At 39.4% G+C, this 25,003-nt stretch carries 28 protein-coding genes; 27 read left to right on the forward strand and 1 reads right to left on the reverse strand.

Features of this window, described 5'->3' with window-relative positions; genetic code table 11:
- Nucleotides 1–20: 20 nt before the first annotated feature.
- The 27 genes from flhA to fliS all read left to right on the forward strand — a co-directional run bounded on the left by flhA (nucleotide 21) and on the right by fliS (nucleotide 24,646).
- On the forward strand, nucleotides 21–2,099 hold the full coding sequence (flhA, locus tag JOD14_RS01155) for a flagellar biosynthesis protein FlhA (RefSeq protein ID WP_204652852.1): 2,079 nt from the start codon (nucleotides 21–23) through the stop codon (nucleotides 2,097–2,099).
- Nucleotides 2,100–2,123: 24 nt separating this feature from the next.
- On the forward strand, nucleotides 2,124–2,834 hold the full coding sequence (locus JOD14_RS01160) for a sigma-70 family RNA polymerase sigma factor (RefSeq protein ID WP_204652853.1): 711 nt from the start codon (nucleotides 2,124–2,126) through the stop codon (nucleotides 2,832–2,834).
- Nucleotides 2,831–3,538 carry a flagellar hook-basal body protein gene (locus JOD14_RS01165; protein WP_204652854.1) on the forward strand — a complete coding sequence of 236 codons (708 nt, stop codon included), beginning with the start codon at nucleotides 2,831–2,833 and terminating at the stop codon, nucleotides 3,536–3,538. Before JOD14_RS01160 ends, JOD14_RS01165 begins: the two co-directional genes overlap by 4 nt.
- Before the next feature lie 11 nt (nucleotides 3,539–3,549).
- A complete protein-coding gene (locus JOD14_RS13305) occupies nucleotides 3,550–4,314 on the forward strand; it encodes a flagellar hook-basal body protein (protein WP_204652855.1) in 765 nt (254 codons plus the stop codon).
- Nucleotides 4,315–4,328: 14 nt separating this feature from the next.
- Entirely contained in the window at nucleotides 4,329–5,039 is a 711-nt protein-coding gene (locus JOD14_RS01175; RefSeq protein ID WP_204652856.1) for a cell division ATP-binding protein FtsE, read from the forward strand.
- A gap of 90 nt (nucleotides 5,040–5,129) precedes the next feature.
- Nucleotides 5,130–6,431, forward strand: a complete 1,302-nt coding sequence (locus tag JOD14_RS01180; RefSeq protein WP_204652857.1) for a methyl-accepting chemotaxis protein — start codon at nucleotides 5,130–5,132, stop codon at nucleotides 6,429–6,431.
- A gap of 26 nt (nucleotides 6,432–6,457) precedes the next feature.
- The gene (locus JOD14_RS01185) at nucleotides 6,458–6,928 is read left to right on the forward strand and encodes a chemotaxis protein CheW (RefSeq protein ID WP_204652858.1); all 471 of its coding nucleotides are present in this window, start codon (nucleotides 6,458–6,460) and stop codon (nucleotides 6,926–6,928) included.
- A 1-nt stretch (nucleotide 6,929) separates the two neighbouring features.
- A complete protein-coding gene (locus JOD14_RS01190) occupies nucleotides 6,930–7,427 on the forward strand; it encodes a chemotaxis protein CheD (RefSeq protein WP_204652859.1) in 498 nt (165 codons plus the stop codon).
- A gap of 23 nt (nucleotides 7,428–7,450) precedes the next feature.
- On the forward strand, nucleotides 7,451–8,455 hold the full coding sequence (locus JOD14_RS01195; RefSeq protein ID WP_204652860.1) for a chemotaxis-specific protein-glutamate methyltransferase CheB: 1,005 nt from the start codon (nucleotides 7,451–7,453) through the stop codon (nucleotides 8,453–8,455).
- A 5-nt stretch (nucleotides 8,456–8,460) separates the two neighbouring features.
- Nucleotides 8,461–9,231, forward strand: coding sequence for a CheR family methyltransferase (locus tag JOD14_RS01200; RefSeq protein ID WP_204652861.1), 771 nt, complete (start codon nucleotides 8,461–8,463; stop codon nucleotides 9,229–9,231).
- A 22-nt stretch (nucleotides 9,232–9,253) separates the two neighbouring features.
- Nucleotides 9,254–11,272, forward strand: coding sequence for a chemotaxis protein CheA (locus tag JOD14_RS01205; protein ID WP_204652862.1), 2,019 nt, complete (start codon nucleotides 9,254–9,256; stop codon nucleotides 11,270–11,272).
- Nucleotides 11,272–11,859: a chemotaxis protein CheC gene (locus tag JOD14_RS01210; protein WP_204652863.1), complete on the forward strand. Its 588-nt coding sequence runs from the start codon at nucleotides 11,272–11,274 to the stop codon at nucleotides 11,857–11,859. Before JOD14_RS01205 ends, JOD14_RS01210 begins: the two co-directional genes overlap by 1 nt.
- Nucleotides 11,860–11,874: 15 nt before the next feature.
- Entirely contained in the window at nucleotides 11,875–12,237 is a 363-nt protein-coding gene (locus tag JOD14_RS01215) for a response regulator (RefSeq protein ID WP_204652864.1), read from the forward strand.
- A 19-nt stretch (nucleotides 12,238–12,256) separates the two neighbouring features.
- A complete protein-coding gene (locus tag JOD14_RS01220; protein ID WP_204652865.1) occupies nucleotides 12,257–12,652 on the forward strand; it encodes a chemotaxis protein CheW in 396 nt (131 codons plus the stop codon).
- A 14-nt stretch (nucleotides 12,653–12,666) separates the two neighbouring features.
- Nucleotides 12,667–13,677 carry a flagellar motor switch protein FliM gene (gene fliM, locus JOD14_RS01225; RefSeq protein ID WP_204652866.1) on the forward strand — a complete coding sequence of 337 codons (1,011 nt, stop codon included), beginning with the start codon at nucleotides 12,667–12,669 and terminating at the stop codon, nucleotides 13,675–13,677.
- Complete coding sequence (gene fliY, locus JOD14_RS01230; protein ID WP_204652867.1) at nucleotides 13,674–14,807, forward strand: flagellar motor switch phosphatase FliY; 1,134 nt, start codon at nucleotides 13,674–13,676, stop codon at nucleotides 14,805–14,807. The genes fliM and fliY overlap by 4 nt, the downstream gene beginning before the upstream one ends.
- 193 nt (nucleotides 14,808–15,000) lie before the next feature.
- A complete protein-coding gene (gene flgM, locus JOD14_RS01235) occupies nucleotides 15,001–15,276 on the forward strand; it encodes a flagellar biosynthesis anti-sigma factor FlgM (RefSeq protein ID WP_204652868.1) in 276 nt (91 codons plus the stop codon).
- 1 nt (nucleotide 15,277) lies between these two features.
- Complete coding sequence (locus JOD14_RS01240) at nucleotides 15,278–15,640, forward strand: flagellar protein FlgN (protein ID WP_204652869.1); 363 nt, start codon at nucleotides 15,278–15,280, stop codon at nucleotides 15,638–15,640.
- 9 nt (nucleotides 15,641–15,649) lie between these two features.
- Nucleotides 15,650–17,107: a flagellar hook-associated protein FlgK gene (gene flgK, locus JOD14_RS01245; RefSeq protein WP_204652870.1), complete on the forward strand. Its 1,458-nt coding sequence runs from the start codon at nucleotides 15,650–15,652 to the stop codon at nucleotides 17,105–17,107.
- A 4-nt stretch (nucleotides 17,108–17,111) separates the two neighbouring features.
- Nucleotides 17,112–18,026, forward strand: coding sequence for a flagellar hook-associated protein FlgL (gene flgL, locus JOD14_RS01250; protein WP_204652871.1), 915 nt, complete (start codon nucleotides 17,112–17,114; stop codon nucleotides 18,024–18,026).
- A gap of 79 nt (nucleotides 18,027–18,105) precedes the next feature.
- Nucleotides 18,106–19,473 (forward strand): coiled-coil domain-containing protein, encoded by a 1,368-nt coding sequence (locus JOD14_RS01255; protein WP_204652872.1) that lies wholly within the window; start codon nucleotides 18,106–18,108, stop codon nucleotides 19,471–19,473.
- A 93-nt stretch (nucleotides 19,474–19,566) separates the two neighbouring features.
- On the forward strand, nucleotides 19,567–20,388 hold the full coding sequence (locus JOD14_RS01260; RefSeq protein ID WP_204652873.1) for a flagellin N-terminal helical domain-containing protein: 822 nt from the start codon (nucleotides 19,567–19,569) through the stop codon (nucleotides 20,386–20,388).
- Between the two features lie 133 nt (nucleotides 20,389–20,521).
- A complete protein-coding gene (locus tag JOD14_RS01265; RefSeq protein ID WP_204652874.1) occupies nucleotides 20,522–21,388 on the forward strand; it encodes a flagellin N-terminal helical domain-containing protein in 867 nt (288 codons plus the stop codon).
- Nucleotides 21,389–21,519: 131 nt separating this feature from the next.
- Nucleotides 21,520–22,380 carry a flagellin N-terminal helical domain-containing protein gene (locus tag JOD14_RS01270; protein WP_204652875.1) on the forward strand — a complete coding sequence of 287 codons (861 nt, stop codon included), beginning with the start codon at nucleotides 21,520–21,522 and terminating at the stop codon, nucleotides 22,378–22,380.
- 163 nt (nucleotides 22,381–22,543) lie between these two features.
- A complete protein-coding gene (fliD, locus tag JOD14_RS01275; RefSeq protein ID WP_204652876.1) occupies nucleotides 22,544–23,959 on the forward strand; it encodes a flagellar filament capping protein FliD in 1,416 nt (471 codons plus the stop codon).
- Nucleotides 23,959–24,258, forward strand: a complete 300-nt coding sequence (locus tag JOD14_RS01280) for a hypothetical protein (protein WP_204652877.1) — start codon at nucleotides 23,959–23,961, stop codon at nucleotides 24,256–24,258. The genes fliD and JOD14_RS01280 overlap by 1 nt, the downstream gene beginning before the upstream one ends.
- A gap of 16 nt (nucleotides 24,259–24,274) precedes the next feature.
- Entirely contained in the window at nucleotides 24,275–24,646 is a 372-nt protein-coding gene (gene fliS, locus JOD14_RS01285; RefSeq protein ID WP_204652878.1) for a flagellar export chaperone FliS, read from the forward strand.
- Nucleotides 24,647–24,808: 162 nt separating this feature from the next.
- Here the strand turns inward: fliS and JOD14_RS01290 are convergent.
- Nucleotides 24,809–25,003, reverse strand: a 195-nt coding sequence (locus JOD14_RS01290; protein WP_239576023.1) for a transposase, incomplete at its 5' end; no start/stop codon positions are given.

Below are 25,003 nucleotides of genomic sequence, written 5' to 3' on the forward strand. Positions count from 1 at the left end.
AGTAGAAAAGGAGCTTCCCAATGAGTGAAAATATTGCCAAGAAACAAAGTAAAGGGGTCGGGCTTGCCGATATTATTGTTTCTTTCTTAGTTGTGGGGATCATCGGTTTGATTTTAATCCCGTTGCCAGCCACCTTATTAGACCTATTAATCATTGTCAATTTAACCATTGGGATGAATATCTTACTAATTACGTTATTTACTAAAAATGTTTTAGAATTTTCTACTTTCCCAACGGTCTTACTACTAACAACGATGTTTCGTTTAGGCTTAAATTTATCTTCCACCCGTTTGATTTTAACCCAAGGAAATGGGGGAAAGGTGATTGACGCCTTTGCCAATGTCGTGGCAGGCAGTAATTATATTGTTGGTATTATCTTGTTTGTAATTATCACGATTGTTCAATTAGTCGTGGTCACAAACGGTGCCGGTCGGGTATCAGAAGTTTCTGCTCGTTTTACCTTGGACGCGATGCCTGGCAAACAAATGGCGATTGATTCGGATTTAAACTCTGGCTTAATTACTGAAGAAGAAGCCCGTAAACGTCGAAAAGACTTGCAACGTGAAGCCGACTTTTTTGGGTCAATGGATGGGGCGAGTAAGTTCGTTAAAGGGGACGCCATTGCCGGCATCCTGATCACCTTAATTAACTTACTCGGAGGCGCCATTATCTTCTCCATGGGTGGTCAAATGACCATGGGCGAAGCGTTTATGACGTTTGGTAAGTTATCGATTGGGGATGGTCTAGTTAGTTCAATCCCATCGCTACTTATTTCTGTTGCTTCAGGGATTATGGTAACTCGTTCCGACAATAATAGTTCGTTTGGGAAAGATATCTCAGCCGACGTTATGCGTAATCCGCAACTCTTTCGTATTTTAGGTGTCATTTTAATTGTACTAGCTTTAGTTCCTGGTTTTCCATTTTTACCGTTTGCTTTAATGGGGATAGGTTTATTTGCAGCGAGTTTTGCCATTACGCAAAAAGAAGAGCAAGCACAAAAAGAACGGGTCAAAGAAGAACAACGTCTGGCATTGCAAAGAAAAAAAGAACAGCAAGAAGAAGACGATTCGGTGGCTTCGTTTCAAGTGGAACCAATCTCAATTGAAATCGGTTATGGCTTAATTCAAATGATTGATAGCACAACGGACAATAGTTTAATGAATCGAATTATCGCGATTCGTAAACAAAGTGCCCATGAACTAGGGATTCTCGTAAACCCAGTCCGAATTCGCGACAATCTCTATTTAGAACCAAACGATTATTCGATTAAAATTCGAGGAAATGAAGTCGGGAAAGGCGATATTTATCCGAACAAGTTTATGATCATCTCACCAAACGAAGAACCGTTTCCTTTTGAAGGGATTTTAACGAAAGAACCCGCGTTTAACTTAGAAGCGATGTGGATTGATGAAAAAGATCGTGACATGGCTGATTTACAAGGGTTCACCGTGATTGAACCGTTAACGGTGATTGCGACACACTTAAAAGAAATTATTTACGAACACGCAGCGGAGTTACTGGGCCGTCAAGAAGTGCAAAAACTCCTTGAAGGAATTAAAGACCAATACAATGTCGTGATTGATGAATTAATTCCCGAAGTGATGCGTTTAGGTGAAGTGCAAAAAGTCTTACAAAACTTACTTGATGAACAAATCCCAATCAATGATTTAGCGACTATCTTAGAAACACTTGCCGACTACGGCTTAGTTACGAAAGATACGGAGATGTTAACCGAATATGTCCGTCAAGCCTTGAAACGTACGATTGCAACCAAATACATGGATGAACAGCAACAATTAAAAGTTGTCGTCATTCATCCAAAACTAGAAGATATGATTACACAAAGTATCCAAAAAACAGCGACCGGTTCGTATCCGGTGTTAAAACCAGATACCGTCAATCGCTTGTTAGATGCTTTAGGCCAGGTACACCAAGAATTAGTTAGTCAAGGTGTTCCACATGTTGTGTTAGCTTCACCGAAAATCCGTTTGGCCTTTCGCAAGCTAATTTCCTTTAATTTCCCTGATATTGCTGTCTTGTCATTAAACGAAGTCCCAAATGAAATTATGATTGAATCCGTTGGTAGCGTGGAAATCTAACATGCCGAGAAAGGAACAAATACGATGTATGAATTATCAATAGAAGATGAAATTGTCAAACATTTGCCACTAGTTGAACGTGTTGTTAGCCGAATTAAAATCAAAACAACTGAATATGAACGCAGCGATCTTTTTAATATCGGTGTGATTGGCTTAATGGACGCGTTGAAAAAATTTGATCCAAGTAAAAAAGTCCCCTTCGAAAGCTATGCCACGATTCGAATTCGTGGGGCGGTTTATGATGAAGTGCGTAAAAACGGCAAGATTTCACGTTACAAGATGAATCAATTAAACCAATATTATGAAGCAAAAGATGCATTTGAACAAAAAAATAAACGCGAAGCAACCGATGCGGAAATTTGTAAAGTGTTAGAAATTACGCAAGCGCAGTTAAATGACGTCTACGATAGTCTCCATTATTTAGCGAGTGTCTCACTAGAAGCGACTCTTTACAAACAAGACGAAGAAGGCCTGGTTTTAGAAGATACTTTACAAGACCACACTTTGATTTTAGCCGAAGACAATTTAGTCGAAGATGAAAGAAAACAAGCCCTCCAAAAAAGCGTCGAACAACTTTCAGAACGTGAACAACTTATTTTAAGTTTGTATTATAAAGAAGAACTGACTTTAAAAGAAATTGCCGAAGTTTTAGGCGTTTCAATTGCCCGTGTCTCACAAATCCACGGAAAAGTCATTGGAAAATTAAAAGGTAAAATTGAGGAGGAATTGGCATGATTCGTTCAATGGACACATTCACTAAAAATTTCCAATTGTTACAAAAACGTCAAGAAAATACCAGTAGTAACCTTGCCAATAGCCAAACAACCGGTTATAAAAGTCAACGTTTATTCCAAAAAACGTTAGACGAAGTAGCCCTTCACAATTACCAAGCAGGACCAGAAGTGAACCGTCGCAATGAGATTGGGAATTTCACCTTTGGCAATGAACTAGCCGGTACGAGCCTAAATACGCAAAGAGGGGCACTTGAAGAGACGAATCGGGCCACTGATTTTGCAGCAACCGCCGATAGTTATTTTACCGTGCGTTTACCTGATGGCCAAAACGCGTACACAAGAAATGGTCATTTTGGGGTCAATGCGCAAAACCAATTGGTCACCCAAGAAGGTTATTTAGTACTGGGCGCTAATAATCAAGGCATCGATGCGACACAAAACAATCCAATGTTTCAGTTAACGAGCTTTGAACAAGCGCAAGACATGAACAACTTAGGCAATGGCTACTATACAAGTGATGCAGCGGGTACCGTGGTTGCTAATGCCTCTGTCCGAAAAGGCTACTTAGAAACATCAAATGTGATTGTAGCCGATGAAATGGTTGACTTAATTCAAACGGCAAGAGAGTTTGAAGCCAACCAAAAAGCATTAAGTACCATCAATCAGACACTACAAAAAGCCACGAATGAAATTGGCCGAGCGTAAGGAGAGAAAACATGAACCATCTTTTAAATATTAGTCGTTCTGGAATCAACGGCCTACAAAAAAAATTAGATGTAACCGCGCAAAACTTAGCCAATGTCAATACGGTAGGCTACAAACATAAAACCCTTCAATTTAAAGAACTACTAAATAATCCAATCAATGCGCAAGCACCGGCGAATCAAAACGCCTTACCCGCTGCGATTAACCGAGGAACGAAAGCCGAAGAAGAACAAAACTTGTTTCAATCAGGCAGTTTAAGTGAAACTGGCAATACTTGGGACTTTGCAATTTCAAAAGAAAGCTTCTTTGGGGTTCGTGATCAAAATGGGCAACTGCTGTTAACGAAAGATGGCGCTTTTCACCAAAATGAAACCGGCGCGCTGGTTAACCAATCAGGCCAAACCGTTGAAGTGGTAGCCATCATTCCGACAAATCAATGGCCAAAAGGCGAAACACACGTTGACCCGTCAGGCAATATTACGATTAAACAAGGCGCAAACTACTTGCAAGTCGGACGTTTGCAGACGTATCAAGCGACAAACGAAAATGATTTACAAGCAGTCGGCAACAACACTTACCAATTAAATCCTACCGGGCAACTGATTCAAAACCCGATTAACGCAACGATTCATCAAGGTGTTTTAGAGCAATCAACTACCGATGTTGCGCAAACGATGACTGAGATGATGGTCACTCAACGCGCGTATTCATTAAACACGAGAGCCTTGCAGTCAACTGATGAGATGTTTAGCACCATTAATCGTTTGACCGATTAATTTGAGGAAATAAAATGATTAAAGTTAAAAATTTAAGTAAAACGTATCAAAATGGTTACCAAGCCTTGACCAATGTGTCCTTTGAAATTCAACCAGGTGAATTTGTCTATTGTGTCGGCCCAAGTGGTTCAGGGAAAAGTACGCTTTTTAAAGCTTTATCGCGTGAGATTGAGTTTTCTTTTGGGAGCGTTGAATTGAATCAATTTCGCGTTGAGAAAATTCCTGCTAGAAAACTCTATCAATTAAGGCGTGAAATCGGGATTGTCGGACAAGACGATTTGTTATTGGAACAGACGACTTGTTTTGAGAATGTGGCGTTTTCGCTAAGAGCACTTGGCATCAATCAAAAAGAAATCAAAGAAAGAGCGCGAGCGGCCTTGGAACAAGTCGGCATGTTAGCTTATCAAAAGCACTATCCGGCCGAATTATCGATTGGGCAACGGAAGAAGATCACGATTGCACGAGCACTAGTGAATCAACCGTCGATTATTTTAGCAGACGAGCCAACCGCAAACTTAGACAACAAGTCTTCCGTTGATATTATGAAACTCTTTTTAAAAATCCACCAAAAAGGCACTACGATTTTACTAGCAACGCATGATAGTACGATGGTGAACTCGATTCGAAAACGAGTGATTGAATTAAAAGAAGGCAATTTAATCCGCGATGATCATTTGGGCGGCTATTCGAGCTTTTTTGATCCGAAAGACGTTTATGTTTGGTAAAAACATTAAAAAAAACAAAGCATATCCGATATAGGAAGTAAGGCTGTTTTTATTTAGACAGTCCAAATGGAAAATAGAAAGGATTTGCTTATGAAAAATCAAGAAAATCAAGAAAAAGTGCCACCAAGTTTTAAATTTCCTTCTTTACTACCGTTGATTTTGACCTTTGTTGGATTACTCGGAGGATACTTTTTTGTTATTTTACCAATGAATGATGCGACGTTAACGCAACGCTTCTATCTTTTTTCAGCCATATTTGTGGTGCTGCATCTTGCGTTATCGATTGTTCTAGGTTTTCGAACAACTGGGGCAAATAACCCAGGTATGCAAGAAATTTTAAGTGACTTAGATAAAGTCCGCAGTGGTGATTTTACAACGAAATTTAATCATGACAAGCAAAGTTCAAATAAAATGGCCGCCCAACTAGGCGAAGATTTAGATGCGGTGATGAACACATTTAAAGCCGTTTTAGTGGGGATGAAAGAAGAAAGTGGTCGGATGGGTGAGATGGTTACTCAACTAACGAGTACTTCTCATCAAGCAAAAAATGCGATGAATAACATCCAAGGTTCGATGGAGACCATCACTTATGCAAGTATTGCGGAAGCCCAAGATGCCGAAACAACGGCGCACGAGACCAATGAATTAGCAAGTAACATCGAAAGCTTGCATAAAGAAATCATCCAAATGAATGGTTTTGCTGAGAAATCACAAGCAAGCAATATTCGCAATTCTGAATTGATGTTTCAAGTGTATGAAAGCTGGGAGCAAGAACGCAACAATCAAGCCCAACTAGTCGAAGAAGTACATCAAATGAACGATAACATTCAAGACATTGGGAAAATCGTGCAACTCATCAATGATATCGCCGAACAAACCAATCTTTTAGCGCTCAATGCCTCAATTGAAGCGGCTCGAGCTGGAGAAGCCGGGAAAGGTTTTGCCATTGTAGCAGAAGAAGTCCGTAGCTTAGCTGAACAAAGCAATCAATCCGCCAATAATATTCGTGCAATGATTGATTCGATCCGCTTTAAGTTTGAAAACATGTCAAAAGAAATCGTAAAATCATTTGACGCCGGTCAAGCCCGTACGAAAACACTAAATGAAGCCATCGAGTCTTCGAACCAAGTTTCTGATGTTGTTGAAATGTTTGTCAATAGTATGCAATCAATCGAGACGTATATTGCGCAAATTGCCGCTAAAAAAGAACAAGTTCAACAGTCAGTCAATAATATTTCACAAGCCATTGCCGAAACTTCAGGTGGTACCCAAGAGGTAAATGCCAATTTAGAAGATTTTACTTTATTAATTGACGCATTTGAAAAATCTACGCAAGAAATGGAAACAATCGCAATGATTTTGAAATTCCAAGTAGATAGCTTTAAGTTATAAAACCAGTTGAAGAAAGAGGAGAAATAATGGAACAATATGTTGTATTTAAAAGCCATGGACAGTATTTTGCGGTCTTAGTCCAAAACGTGGATCGAATTATCGAAGCCAATCAATTTATTCTTTTGCCTGAGGTCTCTGATTTTATTTTAGGTGTTTATGAATACCAAGAAAAAATGATTCCAATCGTAGACGTCAGACAAAAGCTCTTTAAACAATACACGCAAAAAACCGAAGAAAGTAAAGTCATCTTGTGCCAATGGGAAGAGCAATTATTAGGTCTTTACGTCGAAGATATTGACGGGATTTCCTTTATGGAAGAAACACAATATGAAGAAGGACTTGTTCGTGCCGCTTTAAAACAAGGCTACATTGAAAAATTCTTAAAACTAGAAGAAAAAATCGTGATGCGCCTGTCAATGGATTTTCTATTCAATAGTCAACAAGAAACACCAGCAATGGTTGCATTGGAAGACCTGTCTTTGGCTGAGGAAGCGTAACATGAGTTTAAAGCAAGAAGAAGTCCGTGTCGGCATTTCAGATTACAAGACGACCAAGGCGCCGAACAAATTAATTACCGTCGGACTTGGCTCTTGTATTGGCACCATTATTTATGATGAACAGTCAAAAATTGGTGGGCTTAGCCATATTATGTTGCCAGATAGCCAATTTTTTGCAAACCGCCAAGAAGTGAAAGTCGCGAAATTTGCCGACTTAGCGATTCCTGAAATGGTAAAAGAAATCCGCAAACAAGTCATTCGCCCGCGCTTAAAAGCGAAAATCGTGGGAGGAGCGAGCATGTTTGAATTTGGCAATCAAGCCAGTGGACCAGGGATTGGCCAACGCAACATCGAAGCGGTCGAAAAAATTTTAGACGAATTAAATATTGCCATCGTCTCAAAACACGTTGGTGGCAATTCAGGGCGAACCATGGTCGTCGATCTAAATGATTTTTCAACCATGGTTCGAATCGTGAACAAAGAAGTCGTTTATATTTAAATTTGTTGGATGGAGGGAAAGTTGTGGACATTTTAGTCGTCGATGATTCGGCATTTATGCGAAAAATCGTCATTGATTTATTAGAAAAAATGCCCAATGTACAAGTTTCAAAAGTGGCAAGAAATGGCAAGCAAGCTCTCGCCTTATTAGAAGAATACCAACCAGATATCGTCTTACTCGATGTCGAAATGCCGATTTTAAATGGTTTAGACACACTAAAAGTCATTAAAGAAAAATACGACATTCCCGTCATTATGTTAAGTGCGTTAACGAACAAAGAAGTGACCATCGAAGCGTTAAACTTAGGTGCAGCCGATTTTGTCGAAAAACCAACGAACATTAAAGAGATTCAAGACGATTGGATACGCGAATTTTACTGGAAAATTAAAAGTCTACCAAAAAGACAAACAGCCGCAACCAAAAAAGAAACACCGCTGATGCCGATTGCACCAAAAAATATTCAATTTCCAAGTAAAATTAAAGCTGTCGTGATCGGTGCTTCAACCGGTGGCCCGAAATCACTCTTAAAAGTGATTCAAGACTTACCAAGCACCCTCAAAATGCCAATCTTAATTGTGCAACATATGCCAAAAGGGTTTACCGCCTCTTTTGCCCAACGCTTAAACGAAGAATCAAAAGCAACTGTCAAAGAAGCCGAAGATGGCGAATTACTAACCAATCAAGTCTATCTTTGCCCAGGGGATTATCATATGACGGTTAAAGACGGCCGCATTTGGCTCAACCAAGAAGAAAAAATCCACGGCACTCGTCCAGCAGTTGATTATCTATTCAAATCAGCAGCAAAAGCGTACGGCAAAGAACTCGTTGGAATTTTAATGACGGGCATGGGCAAAGACGGGGCAGCCGGTATGAAACAAATCCAACTCCATGGCGGGTACAACATTGCCCAAGATAAAGAAAGTTGTATCGTGTTTGGGATGCCCAAACACGCCATTGAAGCCGGTGTTGTCGAAGAAATTTTAAGTTTAGAAGCAATTGAAATGAAATTAAAACAGATGGTGAGGTGAATGAAATGTCCTTAAATTTTGAGTTTTTTAATCAATGGGTCGAACAAAAATTAGGTATCGAACTAAACGCCTACAAAGAACGACAAATGCAACGCCGCATTGCCAATATCATGGACACAGCCGGTGAGAAAACCCTCGAAGGTTATGCCAAATTATTAGAAAAAGACAGCGTGGCGCGCCAAGAATTCTTATCGCACATTACGATTAATGTGACGGAATTTTACCGTAACAAAGACCTTTTTGAAACGTTTGAAAAACAAGTCCTCAAGTTAAACGAAACCAATCCACGCTTAAAGATTTGGAGTGCGGCGTGTTCAATCGGTGCAGAGCCGTATACTTTGTCAATGATTCTAAAAAACAATCAACTGAAACAAGCCAAGATTGTTGCAACTGATATTGACACCCATTGCCTAAAAAGAGCCAAAGCCGGCGTTTATAAAGAAAGCGAAATAAAAAACATCTCAAGTAAAGACTTGAGCCAACACTTTACCACGACCGACAACAAAGAGTACCAAGTCAAAGAGCATTTAAAAACGCCAATCGTCTTTAAAAGACATGACTTACTAAAAGATCGCTATGAAGACAAGTGCCATGTGATTGTTTGTCGGAACGTAACGATTTATTTTAAAAACGAAGCCCGCGATGAAGTCTACCAAAAATTTAGCGATGTGCTTGAACCAGGCGGGATTTTATTCACTGGGGCAACCGAAACCATTAACTTTTCTGAAAAATTCGGTTTGAAAAAAATTGATTCATTTATTTACCAAAAAATGTAGAAAGTGAAAGGAGTTCCAAAGAATGGATGATAATCAAATTTATCGTACCCTCTTTTTTGAAGAAGCCGACGATCATTTACAACAGCTAAACGATAACGTGCTTGAACTTGAAAGTAACCCAAGTGACTTAAATCTCCTCAATGAAATTTTCCGTTCCGCACATACCTTAAAAGGGATGGCGGCAACGATGGGCTATGACGTGATGACTGAGTTAACCCATAAGATGGAAAATATTTTTGAAGAATTTAAAAGCGGCAACTTACAAGTAAGTAGTGACTACATCTCATTAATTTTTAGCTGTCTCGATCGACTTTCCGTGTTAGTTGAAGACTTAAGAGAAGACAAAGAATTACGTCACGAACAAATCGAGGATGTATTAGCGGAGTTAGCCAAAGTAGAAAATCAATTAGGCCATCAGACCAGTTCGACCGTTGCAACAAGCGACGCAACCGATGAAGGCCAACTGAAAATTCAATTTACACAACTAGAAGAGGCGGACTTATTTGTCATTGAACAAGCCCGTGAAGAAGACCACCAAGCGTATAGTGTGTCGGTGCGTTTAGATAAAGAATCCTTATTAAAAGGCCCACGCGTCTTTTTAATTATGGAGAAACTAGAACAAGCCGGCGATATTTTACACGCCGAGCCACCCACCGAGTTATTAGAAGAAGGCAATTTTGAAACAGATTTCCATTTAGTTTATTTATCAAAAAATGAATTGCCAGAAGTTTTGGCTAACATTGAAAGCAATAGCGAAATTGATGCAGTCCTCGTTGAACCATTCGACAAAGAAACGCATTTAGTGACAGTGGAAGCCACAACGGACGTAACCAGTGATGCAACCGAAGAAAAAACTGAAACAACAACGCGGACAACCCAACACGTCGCTCACCAAAACAACCAATCGATCCGGGTCGATTTGTCCCGCTTAGATTTGTTCTTAAATTTGGTGTCGGAGTTAGTTGTTTACCGTAACCAATTAGAAGACGTCAGCAACCGTGAAAATATCAACGAAATTAAAGATTCGTTAGAACAAGTGTCTCGTTTAACTTCCGAGCTACAAGACCTCGTTCTAAAAATTCGGATGCAACAAGTCAACGTTGTCTTTAGTCGTTTCCCACGGATGGTCCGAGATTTATCAAACGAATTGGAAAAAGAAATTGATCTTGTCATTACCGGCGAAGAAACCGAACTAGATAAGACGGTTGTTTCAGAATTAAGTGACCCACTGGTTCATATTTTACGGAACTCGGTCGATCACGGCATTGAACAACCAGATGTCCGCAAAGCTTTAGGTAAAGACACGAAAGGCACGATTCGTTTGACGGCTTTTCAAGAAGGCAACCAAGTCATTATTACGATTGAAGACGATGGCAAAGGGTTAAATCCGCAACTTCTAAAAGAAAGTGCGGAAAGAAAAGGCATTGATACAACGAACATGAGCGATGAAGACTTGCAACATTTAATCTTCCACCCAGGTTTTTCAACCGCTAAAGAAGTGACCAACATTTCTGGACGTGGGGTAGGGATGGACGCAGTGCAAGCTAAAATTTCATCTTTAGGCGGTACGATTGAGTTGCGCAGTGAAGTCAACGTCGGCACGACCTTTATTATTCGCTTGCCACTAACCTTATCCATCATTGACGCTTTGATGGTAAAAGTTAGCGAAGATACTTTTGCCGTGCCACTAGATGTGGTTGAGCGAGTGGTTCGCATCAAAGAAGATGAAATCGTTCAAACGTTAAACCAAGAAGTTTACGAATTCCAAGGTTCGATGATTCCGGTGATTCGGATGAACAAAATCTTAGCCATCAACGACGACGCCATGGACAAATATTACGGTATCGTGGTCAATATTGATTCGAAATACTACAATATCTTAACCGACAGCTTAATCGGTCAACAAGAAATTGTGATTAAAAAAATTGATAGTATCTTGCAACAAACAAGAAAATATCAAGGAGCTACAATTTTAGGCGATGGGTCCATTGCCTTAATCTTAGACGTCAATGCCATTTGTAGCGATCAAAGGAGCAAATAATGGAATTTACGGCTTTAGAGCGAGACGGTTTAAAAGAAGTCATTAATATTGGTGGCGGAAATGCAGCGACGAGTATTTCAATGATGGTGAATCGCCGCATTGATATGCGCGTTCCAGAAGTGGCTATCTTAACTTACGAAGAAATGTACGCTCAAATCATGGAAGACGACCAAGAAGTTTATGCGGTCGTCAGCAATATTATTGGCGAAATCAGCGGCGTGTTCGTTTTTGTCTTAGAACAAGCAACCGCGCAACGCATGACCGACTTTATGGTTGGGCAAGCCAATTCAAGCACCGAGGTCGTCACGTCTGCGGTAACAGAAATGACCAATATTGTGTCCAATTCATTTTTAAATGCGATTGGCAAACTATTAGACAAACAATTAATTTCTTCTTTACCAATGATGCAATTTGATTATTTTGGGGCCATTATTAGCAGCATTTACATGGCGCTCAATCAATACGACGACCAAGTACTCGTTATTCGCAATGAATTCTTTTATGATGAAGAACGCATTGATGCATCACTCTTTTTCATTCCCGCACCGGGAGTGATTGAACAAATACTAACAGCTTTAGGAATTTAGAGGGGGAACTCACACATGTCAAAAAAAATATTAATCGTTGATGATGCCGTTTTTATGCGAATGAAATTAAAGGATATTTTAGAAAAAAATGGTTATACTGTCGTTGATGAAGCGCAAAATGGCCAAGAAGCGTTCGAAAAATACCAAGCGACCATGCCAGACTTAGTGACCATGGATATTACCATGCCAGAAGTCGATGGTTTAGAAGCTTTAAAAATGATTAAAAACTATGATGCCAATGCCAAAGTCGTGATGTGTAGTGCGATGGGCCAACAAGGAATGGTCATGGACGCGATTCGTGCCGGCGCTTTAGACTTTATTGTAAAACCATTTGATACTGACCGAGTAATCAAAGCGGTCGATAAAGTATTAGCCTAATTAGAGAGGGCGTGTTAAAATGCAGATGATTCTATTTAAAATGAATCAACAATGCTACTTAATTTCCGCAGACATGGTTGAAGAAGTGATTGATACCATCCATATGACGCCAGTTCCACTTGCGCCAAGATGGGTCGAAGGATTAATTAACTTACGAGGAACAGTTATGACCGTTATTAACTTAGCGGAATTAATCCAAATTCCAAGACCGGCGTTTCACCGGAATATTTTGATTATGAAACAAGAAGAAGAAAAAAAAGGGCTACTGATTGAAGAAGTAATTGAAGTCTTAAATATTCAACCAGAAGATTTACAACTAAAAGAAGACACCGAAGCCGATTATTACTCTGGCATTGTGTCCTTCCCAGATAAAGTGGCCAATGTAATTGATGTGAACCACCTGATTTTTGAATAAATGGAGGTAAAGTTGTGGATCAAGTATTATCGCAACAAGAAATCGACCGCTTATTAAACGCCATGACCAGTGGTGAGTTAGATGAAGAGGTCGCTGTTGAGGAAAGCGAAGTTGCAAAAGTAAAAAATTATGATTTCCGCCGCCCAACCAAGCTATCAAAAGAATACATCAACACCTTACACATGATTTTTGAGGATTTCTCTAAAATGGGAAGTGGGGTTTTATCGACCCAACTAAGAACCAATGTGCAAATGCAACTAGCAGCCATTGAACAAATTAGTTACGATGAATTCATCCACTCGATTCCTAAATTTACTCTTTTAGGCCTCTTTCATTCGCAACCTTTAAATGGCCTGCAAATGATCGAGATGAATCCCCAATTGTGCATGCTATTAGTGGAGCTGTTGTGTGGGGGCTTAGATATCCGACAAGCTCGAAAAGTCGAAGAAGATATCTCGGATAAAAAATCATTTACCGATGTTGAACTCGCAGTGTTAGAAGTCGTTGTCCAAAAGTTAACCGAAGTGTACCAACATGTTTGGAAAGAAATCACCGAATTAAATACGGTCGTGGACGGACTTGATACCAATCCTCAGTTGATGCAAAATATGTCTCCCAACGAACCCGTTATTTTAGCGACCTTCACGGTTAGTATTTTAGAGATGACCACTTTTATTAACTTATGTATTCCGTATGTTTTCTTTGAAGGGATTATTGACAAACTCAGCTTTAGAAACTGGTTTGACACAACCAAATCTGTTAGCAGCGAAGACACCGAAGAATTACATAAAGGCATTAATAGTGTTCAGCTAGAGTTAGAAGTATTATTAGGTAACGCGCAAATGAGTCTAGCAGATTTCCTTCATTTAGCGCCAGGCGATGTGGTGAAACTTGATCGTAAAATTACGGAACCACTGGAAACCTATATTGAAGGCAAACCGTTCTTCCGGGTCCGACCAGGCCGTAAAGATTCATATTTAGCCATTGAGTTAATCGATAAATTAGAAGGAGACGAAGGCGAATGAGTGGAAGTTTATCGCAAGCAGAAATTGATGCAATGTTAAAAGGAACAGGAGACCAAGCCGCTCCTTCAACAAGTAATGGCTTAGACGAACAAACCAAATTTGATATCATTGGAGAAGTAGGTAACATTTCGATGTCCCAAGCGGCAACGACGTTATCAGCGATCTTAAATCGTCGTGTAAGCATCACGACACCACGCGTGAACAAGGTGCGTTTTGGTGCTATTTTAGCCGGTTTATCCGCACCAAAAGTAGCCGCAACCGTTAGCTACAAAGCCGGTTTAGTCGGTACGAACTTAATGTTATTAGAAGTAAGTGACGCCACGATTATCGCCGACTTAATGATGGGTGGCGACGGACAATCAGCAACACAACAATTTACCGAACTTGAATTAAGTGCGGTAGCCGAAGCGATGAACCAAATGATTGGTTCGGCGTCAACGGCCATGGCGACGATGTTTAGTCGCATGGTCGATATCTTACCGCCATCCGTTAGTCTATGGGAACAAGGCGTTGAGATGGACTACGGTGGTTTGCAAGAAAGCGACGATATTTATGCCATCTCATTTAATTTAAGTGTCGAAGGCGTAATTGAAAGTGAAATCATGCAAATCTTTACCGAAGAAGTCGTTGCCGATATTGCCGGTGCGATGTTAGGCGATACCGCTGAAAACATTCGTCCGCCACAAGCAGCCCCTGTGGCACCAAGCGCACCGACGCCACCCGTGCAACCAGAGCCAGTGGTTGTGCAACCAACCTTTGCGACGCCGCAACCAACACCGATTGCGACTCAAATGCCCGAATCACCAAAACCAAGCGTCAGCGTTAGCCATGCCGCTTTCCAACCGCTAACGTCTTCTGGGGCAACCGACGGCGATAACCTCGACTTAATTTTAGACGTGCCACTTGATTTAAGTGTTGTTTTAGGAAAAAGTCGCAAATCAATTAAAGAAATTTTAGCCCTAAATACCGGTTCCGTAGTCGAACTAGACAAGTTAACCGAAGAACCACTAGAAATTTTAGTGAACGGTAAATTAATTGCGACGGGTGAAGTGGTCGTCATTAACGAAAACTTCGGTGTACGCATCACCAATATCTTGTCACAAAAACAACGCTTGCATCATCTACATTAAAACGCAAAAACTCGGCGAAGAACCTATCTTGGCTGAGTTTTTTTGGTCTAATTTCAGTGATTTACAGGTTACTTAGGAGTGGTAAAATGCTATACTAGCCTTAATATTAAAAAAAGTCTGATTAAAGGGTTTAACAATCTGCTTTTTCTACCGATATTAAGAGTGTAGAGCAAAGAATAAGGGAGGGAACGTTATGAAAATAGGAAGAACATACGGCGAATATAATAAAGACCAATACCAAACACCAAAAACCACGGACCACGTAACGGCCAAAGAAGGGCAAGCTTTAAAAGAGAATAGTCCGATTAAATTATCTGAAGCTGCGCAAAAAATTCAACAAAGCAAAGCCGATGAACCGACCAATGCACAAAAAGTGGCAGCCATTAAAAAGGCAGTTCAAGAAGGCACGTATGAAGTTTCAGCGAAGGCAATTACTGACAGCATGTGGCAAGCAATGAAGGAAAAATAAAATGAACGAAGCAAAATTTGAAAGCCAACTTAACCGATTTTTACAAATACTAAGAAAAGAAAGAAAAGCCTTGGTAAATAATCAACCCGAAAAACTTGAAGAACTCGTGGACCAAAAAGCGACGTTTGTTTCGGTGTTTGATGACTATCAAGGTTCAATTTCTGATAAAATGAAAGATTTGATTGTGGCCATTCAGCGCCAACAAGAAGAAAATCTGCTGTTAACCAAACAAGCAATCAGCTACCAAAGCATGTTGATGGACGCGGTGAAAGACACAATGAAGACGTCGACACAAACGACTTATGCCAAGACGTATGGCACCGCCAAGCAAGCACCCACAACGATGATTAATACACAAATTTAGGAGAGCGCTATGACTGGATTATTTGGAACATTAGGCACCGCCACTCGTGGGATGAATGCCAATCAAAATGCATTACAAACAAGCGGACACAATATCGCAAACATTAATACAGACGGCTATTCACGCCAACGAGTACACATGCAGACCGAGCAACCCTACAAAATGACCGGCGTTGGAATGATCGGGATGGGGGTAAAAACAGCCGGCGTGGACCGCATTGTTGACAATTTCATCCGGACACAGACGCGGGATGCCTACTCAAAATACCAATTCTTTAATCAAAAAGCCGAAGCTCTCGGACAATTAGAACAATTTATGAACGAGCCGTCAAAAACAGGCATCATTAACTCGTTATCTGTGATGAACGACTCTTGGGCAAAATTATCAAGTAACCCAGAACTAGCCACTTCAAAAACGTTAGTCGTTGAAAATAGCAATAGCTTTACAGATATGATTAACCAAACAACGACGCAAATCAATCAATTGAAAAATGAAGTCATTGATAACATCGAAAAAAGTGCGCTTGATTTTAACGAAAAATTAAAAGAATTAGAAATCTTAAACAACCAAATTTACGATTTAGCGAGTCAAAACACCGTGCCAAACGACTTGTTAGATACGAGAGACAGCCTATTAAAAGACCTCTCAGGCTTAGCCGAAGTGACGGCGGAATTTGACATGTACGGTCGTGTTTCTTCCCTTAAAATTGGCGACAAAACAGGAACGGAAGTCTTAACTTTAGACAGCCGGAAAGAAATCAGTGTCGTTACTGGTGGAACAGACCCAAGTAACACCATCTCACTTGGTGGTAAAGCCCAAGAGAAAGTAACAATCGGAGGCGCTTTACCACTAGGGACGATTGTCATTGCCGACACGAGCACCAACCCAGCCGGCTACCAAAACGTGACCGTCAACCAAGGTCAAATCGGTGGGTATAAAGAAGCTGCCAAAGAAATTGACGCGAGCTTAAAAGAAATTACCAAATTCGCACAAGTGGTGGCCGATACGATTAACACGGCGTACAAAGCCGAATCAGGCGCAGACTTCTTTACCTTTGACGCCAACGGGAAAATGGCCGTCAACCAAAGCTTACGCGACAACCCAAGTACCCTGGTTGCCGGTAAAAAAGATGCAACCGGCGTCGTCCAACCAGGCGATGGCTCACTTGCACACGACATTGGCCAATTGTTTGGCAAAAAAGATGCCGACAACATGACCTTTGCCGATCGCTACAACAGTATTGTGACGAAAAACGGTATCTCAAAGCAACAAGCCGACAATACTGCCAATGCACAATTAACCGTCTTAAACCAATTAGAATATAAAAACGAGTCGATCTCGGGCGTAAACATTAACGAAGAAGTCTCAGATGTAATGCGTTTTTCGCAAGCTTTCCAAGCCAATGCCCGTGTCATTCAAACCATTTCAGAAATGCTCGATACTTTAATTAACCGAACAGGAGTGTAGTCTCATGCGCGTATCCAGTAATGTAACTTACAATGATTTTATTAAAAACCTAGGCATGAACGCTTCGAAAATTCAAAAAACCATGAATCAATTGTCTAGCTTAAAAGAAGTCAGCCAATCTTCTGACAACCCGTTACTTGTTTCAAAAATTATTAACTTAAACGTTTCTTTAGATAAGAACAAAACTTACGCCCAAGAAATTAAAGATAGTGTTTCTTGGAGTAATACGCAAGATAGCGCGCTTGGCAGTGTCGGCGAGTCAATGAACCGCATCCGTAACTTAATCCAAGCTTCAGGAACCGCAACGGCTGGGAAAGAAGAAGTCCAAGCCAATAAAAGTGAAATTCAACAGGAAATCCGTTCAATTGTCGATGCGTTAAATACGAACTTCGACGGCCGTTACGTCTTTGCCGGTCAAGCAACCGACCAACCGCCTTTTGAAGTCATCGAAACAAATGGGGAAGTAACCGGGATTCAGTACAACGGGACGACCCACCAATTGCCACGAGAAATCTCAGACGGTGTCTCGATTGAGCTTGTCACCGATGGCAGCCAACTCCTTCAAGCCGATGGTGAAAGCTTAAGTGGCTTCTTAAATGAGGTCATGACCGCGTTAAACACCGGTGATGATGGCGATAAAGACGCCTTATCTGGTGCCTTAATGGAAAAAATTGATAAATTTAGTAGCAATATTGTCGATACGCGTGCCAATATTGGCGCGGTAACGAACCGCCTTAAATCAGCCGAAGCGCGCAACGAATCTGAAAAGTTATCACTGACGCAATCACTTTCTGAGCGCCAAGACGTTGACATTGCTGAAAAATACATGGAATACCAAAATCAAATGTTAGCTTATCAAACAACCATGGCGATGGGCACAAAAATTATGCAAACGACGATATTAGATTACGTTCGCTAAACACACGAGGCGAAAGGAAAAGGAATCAACGCCCTTTTTCCTTTCGCCTTTTTCTTTTACTTAAAAATGAGGTGATCCGATGAATGATAATTTTAGAATTCCGCCAATTCAATTACCAATAACAACGATTGCAACCAATATTACCCAGACACCCCAAACCCCGTTAGAAGCCAAAGTCGCTCTAACGAAACAAGAAAGCGTCCTGTATCAAGAATTCAAAAAAGTCAAAAAAGACCACGTCGAAATAACCGAACAACAATGGGAAGCGTTAAAACAACGCAGTGAATTTATCGCCCTCAGAGACTTACAAACCGTTTTTTTATTTAGTCATCTCCTTAGCCAAGGACTACAATCACTGGAACAAAGTGTCGCTACTTTTTTACCACAGTTAGACCAAAAAGCCATCGAAGAAATTGCCACACGCCAAGCTTTACCTGGTCTTTACCATCATTTGCTGCAACAAGCCGCAATTCAAATCGAACCGATTGAACACCAACTCGCTTTCTTACATAAAATTGGGCCACATTTACTCGAACAGTCCCTTGATTTTTGGCAAGTCAAAGCTGCGGAACAAATGTATCCATCACAAAAAACACTAACCAAATTACTTGAACAACTAAACAACGTGAGCTTTCCAGACACTGCCACTTTAGACGAGCAACTCACGCAAAATTTGGCACGGTTAAAAACAACCCAAGCTTTACTCCAAGCAGAAAATAAACAGCTTAAAGACACCACCGCTTTATTAAAAACCCAAACGAAAAAGACAACGGCGGCTGAGAAAAAGCAAACCATCAAGCAAAAAACATGGTACTACTGGCGTAAAAATTTATTACTGAAAACAACCGAACAAAAAAACATTCAAGAAAAAATCCGACAAATGGAATTTATCCATCCTTTAAAACGGAAACAATCGGAATACCAAGCGTATTTATTAAGAAATAAAATCATCGAACAAGAATTACAAGCCATTCACGAAGAAGAAGCCCAAGCCCTGTTAAACGCGCAAACCGCCCAAGCAGAATACGCCGAGTTACTAGAAAGTACCCAAACCCTTCAAACCCAGTTAAAAACGAGCGAAGAAACATACGAAACGATTGAACGAACGATCCAAACCGAAACAAAAGCCACCAATGAGTTTGTCCAAACCCATCAAGCCCAGTTACAAAGCTGTTATGAGGAAGTTCGGACCCAATTAATGCAACAACAACAAGAAATCCAAAACGAACAAATCAAAGCCCAACAACTAGCAACCGACTACCGTCAGCAAGTGACCGCGACTTTAAATACACTAAAACAAATCTTTGAACAAAAGCACAATGAACAAGCCAAGAACTTTTTTAAGAAAACCAAAAAAGAATTTGATTTTGAACAAAACGCCATCTTACTAAGCCAAGCCAACGCCGATGCCCAAGTCGTCGAAGATTTATTGAATGAAAAAAAATAAGAGTAAAGCTATTAAACTAGTGTTATTTATACCGATAATAAAAGTATAAGGACAACCTTAATAACAATTATTCTTTACAGGAGGCAACACAACATGAGAATCAATACAAACGTATCAGCAATGAACACTTATGGGCGTTTAACTCAAGCCAATGCATCAAAATCAGGTTCTTTAGCAAAATTATCTTCAGGACTACGCATTAACAAAGCCGGCGATGACGCAGCTGGTCTTGCAATTTCAGAAAAAATGAAAGCTCAAATTGGTGGTTTAAAACAAGCGACACGTAATGCGCAAGATGGGATTTCATTAATTCAAACTGCAGAAGGCGCGTTGAATGAAACACACTCAATTTTAGGTCGTATGCGTGATCTGGCAGTGCAGTCGACAAATGGAACATTAACAAATGATGACCGTACAGAGTTAAATAAAGAGTTTTCTGCTTTGTCAGATGAGATTGATCGTATTGCAGGTGACACAGAATTCAATACAATGAGTTTATTAGATGGTGGTACAAATGGGGGAGTGTTTGCTTTCCAAGTTGGAGCTAACGCATCTCAAACCATTTCAGTAACGATTGGTAATATGGACGCAGGAGCATTGACTGTGGATACTGGCGACTTGAGTACTGCAGCAGGTGCAGGAACGGCAATTGGTTTAGTTGACGCAGCTATTAAAACAGTCTCAAGCCAACGTTCTGACTTAGGGGCAGTTCAAAACCGTTTGGAACATACCGTGAATAACTTAACAACCACTCAAGAAAACTTATCAGAAGCAAATTCACGCATCCGTGACGTTGATATGGCGGAAGAAATGATGAGCTTTACGAAATCAAATATCTTATCTCAAGCATCAACTTCAATGTTGGCTCAAGCGAATGCGATGCCACAATCTGTTTTAAGTTTATTACAAGGCTAATTATTTAAAAGCAGCGATAGCGAGTTATCTCTGCTTTTTTTAAAAAATTAACTAAAATAAATATAAAAACAGCCGATATCAATTAGTGGATAGATAAAAAATAGTATTTAAAACAATTAGGAGGCAACACAACATGAGAATCAATACAAACGTATCAGCAATGAACACTTATGGCCGATTAACTCAAGCCAATGCATCAAAATCAGGCTCTTTAGCAAAATTATCTTCAGGACTACGCATTAACAAAGCTGGTGACGATGCAGCTGGTCTTGCAATTTCAGAAAAAATGAAAGCTCAAATTGGTGGTTTAAAACAAGCGACACGTAATGCGCAAGATGGGATTTCATTAATTCAAACTGCAGAAGGCGCGTTGAATGAAACACACTCAATTTTAGGCCGTATGCGTGATTTGGCAGTGCAGTCGACAAATGGAACATTAACAAATGATGACCGTACAGAGTTAAATAAAGAATTTACTGCTTTGACTTCGGAAATTGATCGGATTTCTCAAAATACTGAATTTAACACAATGAAACTATTAGATGGTAGTAACGGTGGTACTGGTAAGTTTGATTTCCAAGTAGGAGCAAATGCAAACCAAACTATTTCAGTAACAATTAATAAAATGGACAAGACGACACTTGGTGGAGTGAACGCTGCTGGTACAGGGTCAGGGACCGATGCTTATCTAGGTGGTCAAGATTTACTTACAGCAGCTAAAGCAGGAACGGCAATTGTTTCTGTTGATGAAGCTATCAAATCAGTTTCAAGCCAACGTTCTGACCTAGGGGCAGTTCAAAATCGTTTGGAACATACCGTTAATAACTTAACGACTACCCAAGAGAATTTATCAGAAGCAAATTCACGTATCCGTGATGTTGATATGGCGGAAGAAATGATGAGCTTTACGAAATCAAATATCTTATCTCAAGCATCAACTTCAATGTTGGCTCAAGCGAATGCGATGCCACAATCTGTTTTAAGCTTGTTACAAGGTTAATTTTTTAAAGCAGAGATAGCGAGTTATCTCTGCTTTTTTTTAAAATTAACTAAAATAAATATAAAAACAGCCGATATCAATTAGTGGATAGATAAAAAATAGTATTTAAAACAATTAGGAGGCAACACAACATGAGAATCAATACAAACGTATCAGCAATGAACACTTATGGGCGTTTAACTCAAGCCAATGCATCAAAATCAGGCTCTTTAGCAAAATTATCTTCAGGCTTACGCATTAACAAAGCTGGTGACGATGCAGCTGGTCTTGCAATTTCAGAAAAAATGAAAGCTCAAATTGGTGGTTTAAAACAAGCGACGCGTAATGCGCAAGATGGGATTTCATTAATTCAAACTGCAGAAGGCGCGTTGAATGAAACACACTCAATTTTAGGACGTATGCGTGATTTAGCAGTGCAATCAACTAACGGAACTTTGACAGAGTCTGATAGAATTGAATTGAACAAGGAATTTCAATCTCTAACTGAGGAAATTGATCGTATTTCTGGAGATACGGAATTTAACACGATGACTCTTTTAAATGGTGGTACAAATGGTGGTGTATTTGATTTTCAAGTAGGAGCCAATGCTGGACAAAAAATTACCGTGACAATTAATAAAATGGATGCTGTAGCTCTAGGACATGCAAAAGTAGCTGATGCAGATCCTAAAGTAGCAGATAACGGATTAGGAAATTTAACAGATGCTACAAAAGCGGCTGCGGCAATTACAGGCATAGATGCAGCTATCAAGTCAGTTTCAAGCCAACGTTCTGACCTAGGGGCAGTTCAAAACCGTTTGGAACATACCGTTAATAACTTAACAACTACGCAAGAGAATTTATCTGAAGCAAATTCACGTATCCGTGACGTTGATATGGCGGAAGAAATGATGAGCTTTACGAAGTCAAATATCTTATCTCAAGCATCAACTTCAATGTTGGCTCAAGCCAATGCGATGCCACAATCTGTTTTAAGTTTATTACAAGGTTAATTATAATAAAATTTAGAGAAACATTAAGTTAGACCAACTAGAAAAAACTAGTTGGTCTTTTATTTATAATTAACATTAAGTTTAATAAAAATTAGCCGATAAAGATAAGTGAGTATAAAATACAGTTGAAAAGAAATGAATTAAACTTGAAAGGAAAATTAAAATGGCAAATATAACAAGTTCATCAGGAATTAGTAGTATGTTAGGACAATATTCAGGCATTGGCTCCGATCAAATTGAACAATTACTAGCGGCCGATAAAGTACCTAAAATTAGAGCTCAAAATCGAATAGAACTCATTAACAAGCAAAAAACTGCTTGGAGTGACGTTAAAACGCGATTAAACAACCTATTAAATAAAATTGAAAATTTACAAAAACCAGAGACATTTCAAAGTAAGAAAGTAACGACTTCTGATGAGAAAGTCGCAACTATTTCTGGTGATGCGGAAGCTTTGGAAGGTAAATATCAATTAACTGTTGAACGACTAGCTACTCAAACAAGCGTCATTGGAGAAAAGATAGCCGATAGTAATTCATCGTTAGGTTCAGATGGTGAACTTACAATAAAAACAGCAGACTTAGACGAAGATGGCAATCGAAAAGAATTTAAGATAAATGTATCATCGGATGATAGCTTAAAAGATGTAATGAAGAAAATCAATATTGAATCAAAAAATTCTGGTGTTTCTGCGATTATTATGGATAATCGTTTAGTGTTAACTGATAGTAAGGCAGGAAGCAGAGACTTAGAGATCACTGGAACAATTGCTGAAGATTTAGGGATAGGTACTGGTTCGACAAAAACAGTGGGTGTTGATGCCAAATTTAATTTAAACGGAATTGATATGACTAGAAGTAGTAATGTTATTTCAGATGTTATTGACGGTGTTACACTTGAATTGAAAAACACTAGTGAAAAGAGTATTGACTTAACTTTAGAAAACGATACAGCGAAAACAAAAGAAACAATTAAAGAATTTGTCGACCAATATAATAGTTTAATGAGTTTTATATCTGATTCAATTAGTGTAGGAGACCCTAGTGCAGAAGATAATAAAACAGGTGCTTTATCTGGTGACAGTACATTAAGTCGTTTACAAAATGAGTTAAGAAACTTGATTGCCCCTCGAGCAGTTGAAGGCACCACATTAAAAGCTGCTGAATTGGGAATTAGTATATCGGATAGATATGGGACACTATCTTTTGATGAGAGTAAGTTTGATGAAGTATTAAAAAAGGATCCAGAAAGTATCAAAGATTTCTTTTATAAATCTGAAAAAATATCAGCTGGTAGTGACCCAAAGATAACTGGTTATACGGTAGCGCTAAAAGAATTAACCGATAAATATTTGGTCGATAAAACAGGAGATAAAGGCGTAATTGCTTCAAAGTTTTCTAGTTTTGACTTAACGATTAAAGATTTAAATAAACAAATTGAACGTTTTGATGACTTAATCGATAGAAAAAAAACTCGATATGTTAATATGTTTACGCGCTTAGATCAAGCGATGATGCAAGCCGAAGAACAAATGTCTTGGTTAATTAATCAGGTGAATTCTTTTAACGGTGGACAATAATGAACATTATAACACGACTGCAAGCTTTATTTGCTAACTGGCAAGGTGACCTTGAGGGGGCTGAAAATTTATTAGAACAAAGCCAACCATTATTTCAAGAGTTGCAAAAAACGTCGATTACACCCAATGATCAAGCTGCCTTACAAGCCTTGATTGTTGAGTATCGAAAATTAGTTACTTTTTTACAACAAGAAAAGTTGAAAGTTCAGCGTGAAACAAGTAAACTAAATAAAATGAATTTAAAAGTCCGTGACTACGTCCAATACAATCAATCGTCTGGTTATGAATTTTACTATTAAATAAGTGAGGAATAAAATGTATCAAAAAAATCCAAATCTCTATTTGAAAAACCAAGTAATGAGTGCATCGCCCAACAAGTTAATTGAAATGCTATTAGAAGGTGGCATCAAAAATATCCGCTTAGGTATTTTAGCCCTAGAAAAAGAGCAATTGGTCAAAGCAAGCGAGTACTTATTAAAAGCACAAGACATTGTTTCAGAGCTACGTTACTCAATCAATACTGAAATTGACAGTGAAATCCCGCAACAATTGATCCAACTTTATGATTTCATGTATAGCCAACTAGTGATTGGGAATATCGACCAAGACATTAAAGTTTTACAAGAAGTCCAAAAATTACTAACCGAACTCCTTGAAACATGGAAAGAAATTTCGGTGGCAGGGTAGCTGAAAGAAAAGGGCACAAAACGAACCGTTCGTGGTTGTTTTTGGCTCTTTGTCAAATAGTGTTGTTTAGCAATATCCGTATAATTAAGAAGGACTCAGGTTCTTCTTTTTTTGTTATTTAATTTTGGCTTTTTAAAGTAGTTAAATTTGTCAGCTTGCCTTTTATTGAATATCCAGTACGCCTTGTTGGATAAGGATGCGTTTTCGGAGATGTTTAAACGTTCGAAATCCAAAGGCAATCCGTTGAATCACTTTAATTAAATTGTTTTTCCCTTCTAATTTTCCGTTGGAGTACGGCTGAGTAAAAGATAAGGTAATCGCTTTTCGATGTCTTTTTAAATACTGTAACGACTTGAT

The organism is Enterococcus lemanii (assembly GCF_016909125.1).
GTDB lineage: Bacteria > Bacillota > Bacilli > Lactobacillales > Enterococcaceae > Enterococcus_I > Enterococcus_I lemanii.

Bases quoted from the DNA above. Each gene is read 5' to 3' on its own strand.
- flhA (WP_204652852.1), top strand. From the start codon at position 21: ATGAGTGAAAATATTGCCAAGAAACAAAGTAAAGGGGTCGGGCTTGCC.
- JOD14_RS01160 (WP_204652853.1), top strand. From the start codon at position 2,124: ATGTATGAATTATCAATAGAAGATGAAATTGTCAAACATTTGCCACTA.
- JOD14_RS01165 (WP_204652854.1), top strand. From the start codon at position 2,831: ATGATTCGTTCAATGGACACATTCACTAAAAATTTCCAATTGTTACAA.
- JOD14_RS13305 (WP_204652855.1), top strand. From the start codon at position 3,550: ATGAACCATCTTTTAAATATTAGTCGTTCTGGAATCAACGGCCTACAA.
- JOD14_RS01175 (WP_204652856.1), top strand. From the start codon at position 4,329: ATGATTAAAGTTAAAAATTTAAGTAAAACGTATCAAAATGGTTACCAA.
- JOD14_RS01180 (WP_204652857.1), top strand. From the start codon at position 5,130: ATGAAAAATCAAGAAAATCAAGAAAAAGTGCCACCAAGTTTTAAATTT.
- JOD14_RS01185 (WP_204652858.1), top strand. From the start codon at position 6,458: ATGGAACAATATGTTGTATTTAAAAGCCATGGACAGTATTTTGCGGTC.
- JOD14_RS01190 (WP_204652859.1), top strand. From the start codon at position 6,930: ATGAGTTTAAAGCAAGAAGAAGTCCGTGTCGGCATTTCAGATTACAAG.
- JOD14_RS01200 (WP_204652861.1), top strand. From the start codon at position 8,461: ATGTCCTTAAATTTTGAGTTTTTTAATCAATGGGTCGAACAAAAATTA.
- JOD14_RS01205 (WP_204652862.1), top strand. From the start codon at position 9,254: ATGGATGATAATCAAATTTATCGTACCCTCTTTTTTGAAGAAGCCGAC.
- JOD14_RS01210 (WP_204652863.1), top strand. From the start codon at position 11,272: ATGGAATTTACGGCTTTAGAGCGAGACGGTTTAAAAGAAGTCATTAAT.
- JOD14_RS01215 (WP_204652864.1), top strand. From the start codon at position 11,875: ATGTCAAAAAAAATATTAATCGTTGATGATGCCGTTTTTATGCGAATG.
- JOD14_RS01220 (WP_204652865.1), top strand. From the start codon at position 12,257: ATGCAGATGATTCTATTTAAAATGAATCAACAATGCTACTTAATTTCC.
- fliY (WP_204652867.1), top strand. From the start codon at position 13,674: ATGAGTGGAAGTTTATCGCAAGCAGAAATTGATGCAATGTTAAAAGGA.
- flgM (WP_204652868.1), top strand. From the start codon at position 15,001: ATGAAAATAGGAAGAACATACGGCGAATATAATAAAGACCAATACCAA.
- JOD14_RS01240 (WP_204652869.1), top strand. From the start codon at position 15,278: ATGAACGAAGCAAAATTTGAAAGCCAACTTAACCGATTTTTACAAATA.
- flgK (WP_204652870.1), top strand. From the start codon at position 15,650: ATGACTGGATTATTTGGAACATTAGGCACCGCCACTCGTGGGATGAAT.
- flgL (WP_204652871.1), top strand. From the start codon at position 17,112: ATGCGCGTATCCAGTAATGTAACTTACAATGATTTTATTAAAAACCTA.
- JOD14_RS01255 (WP_204652872.1), top strand. From the start codon at position 18,106: ATGAATGATAATTTTAGAATTCCGCCAATTCAATTACCAATAACAACG.
- JOD14_RS01260 (WP_204652873.1), top strand. From the start codon at position 19,567: ATGAGAATCAATACAAACGTATCAGCAATGAACACTTATGGGCGTTTA.
- JOD14_RS01265 (WP_204652874.1), top strand. From the start codon at position 20,522: ATGAGAATCAATACAAACGTATCAGCAATGAACACTTATGGCCGATTA.
- JOD14_RS01270 (WP_204652875.1), top strand. From the start codon at position 21,520: ATGAGAATCAATACAAACGTATCAGCAATGAACACTTATGGGCGTTTA.
- fliD (WP_204652876.1), top strand. From the start codon at position 22,544: ATGGCAAATATAACAAGTTCATCAGGAATTAGTAGTATGTTAGGACAA.
- JOD14_RS01280 (WP_204652877.1), top strand. From the start codon at position 23,959: ATGAACATTATAACACGACTGCAAGCTTTATTTGCTAACTGGCAAGGT.
- fliS (WP_204652878.1), top strand. From the start codon at position 24,275: ATGTATCAAAAAAATCCAAATCTCTATTTGAAAAACCAAGTAATGAGT.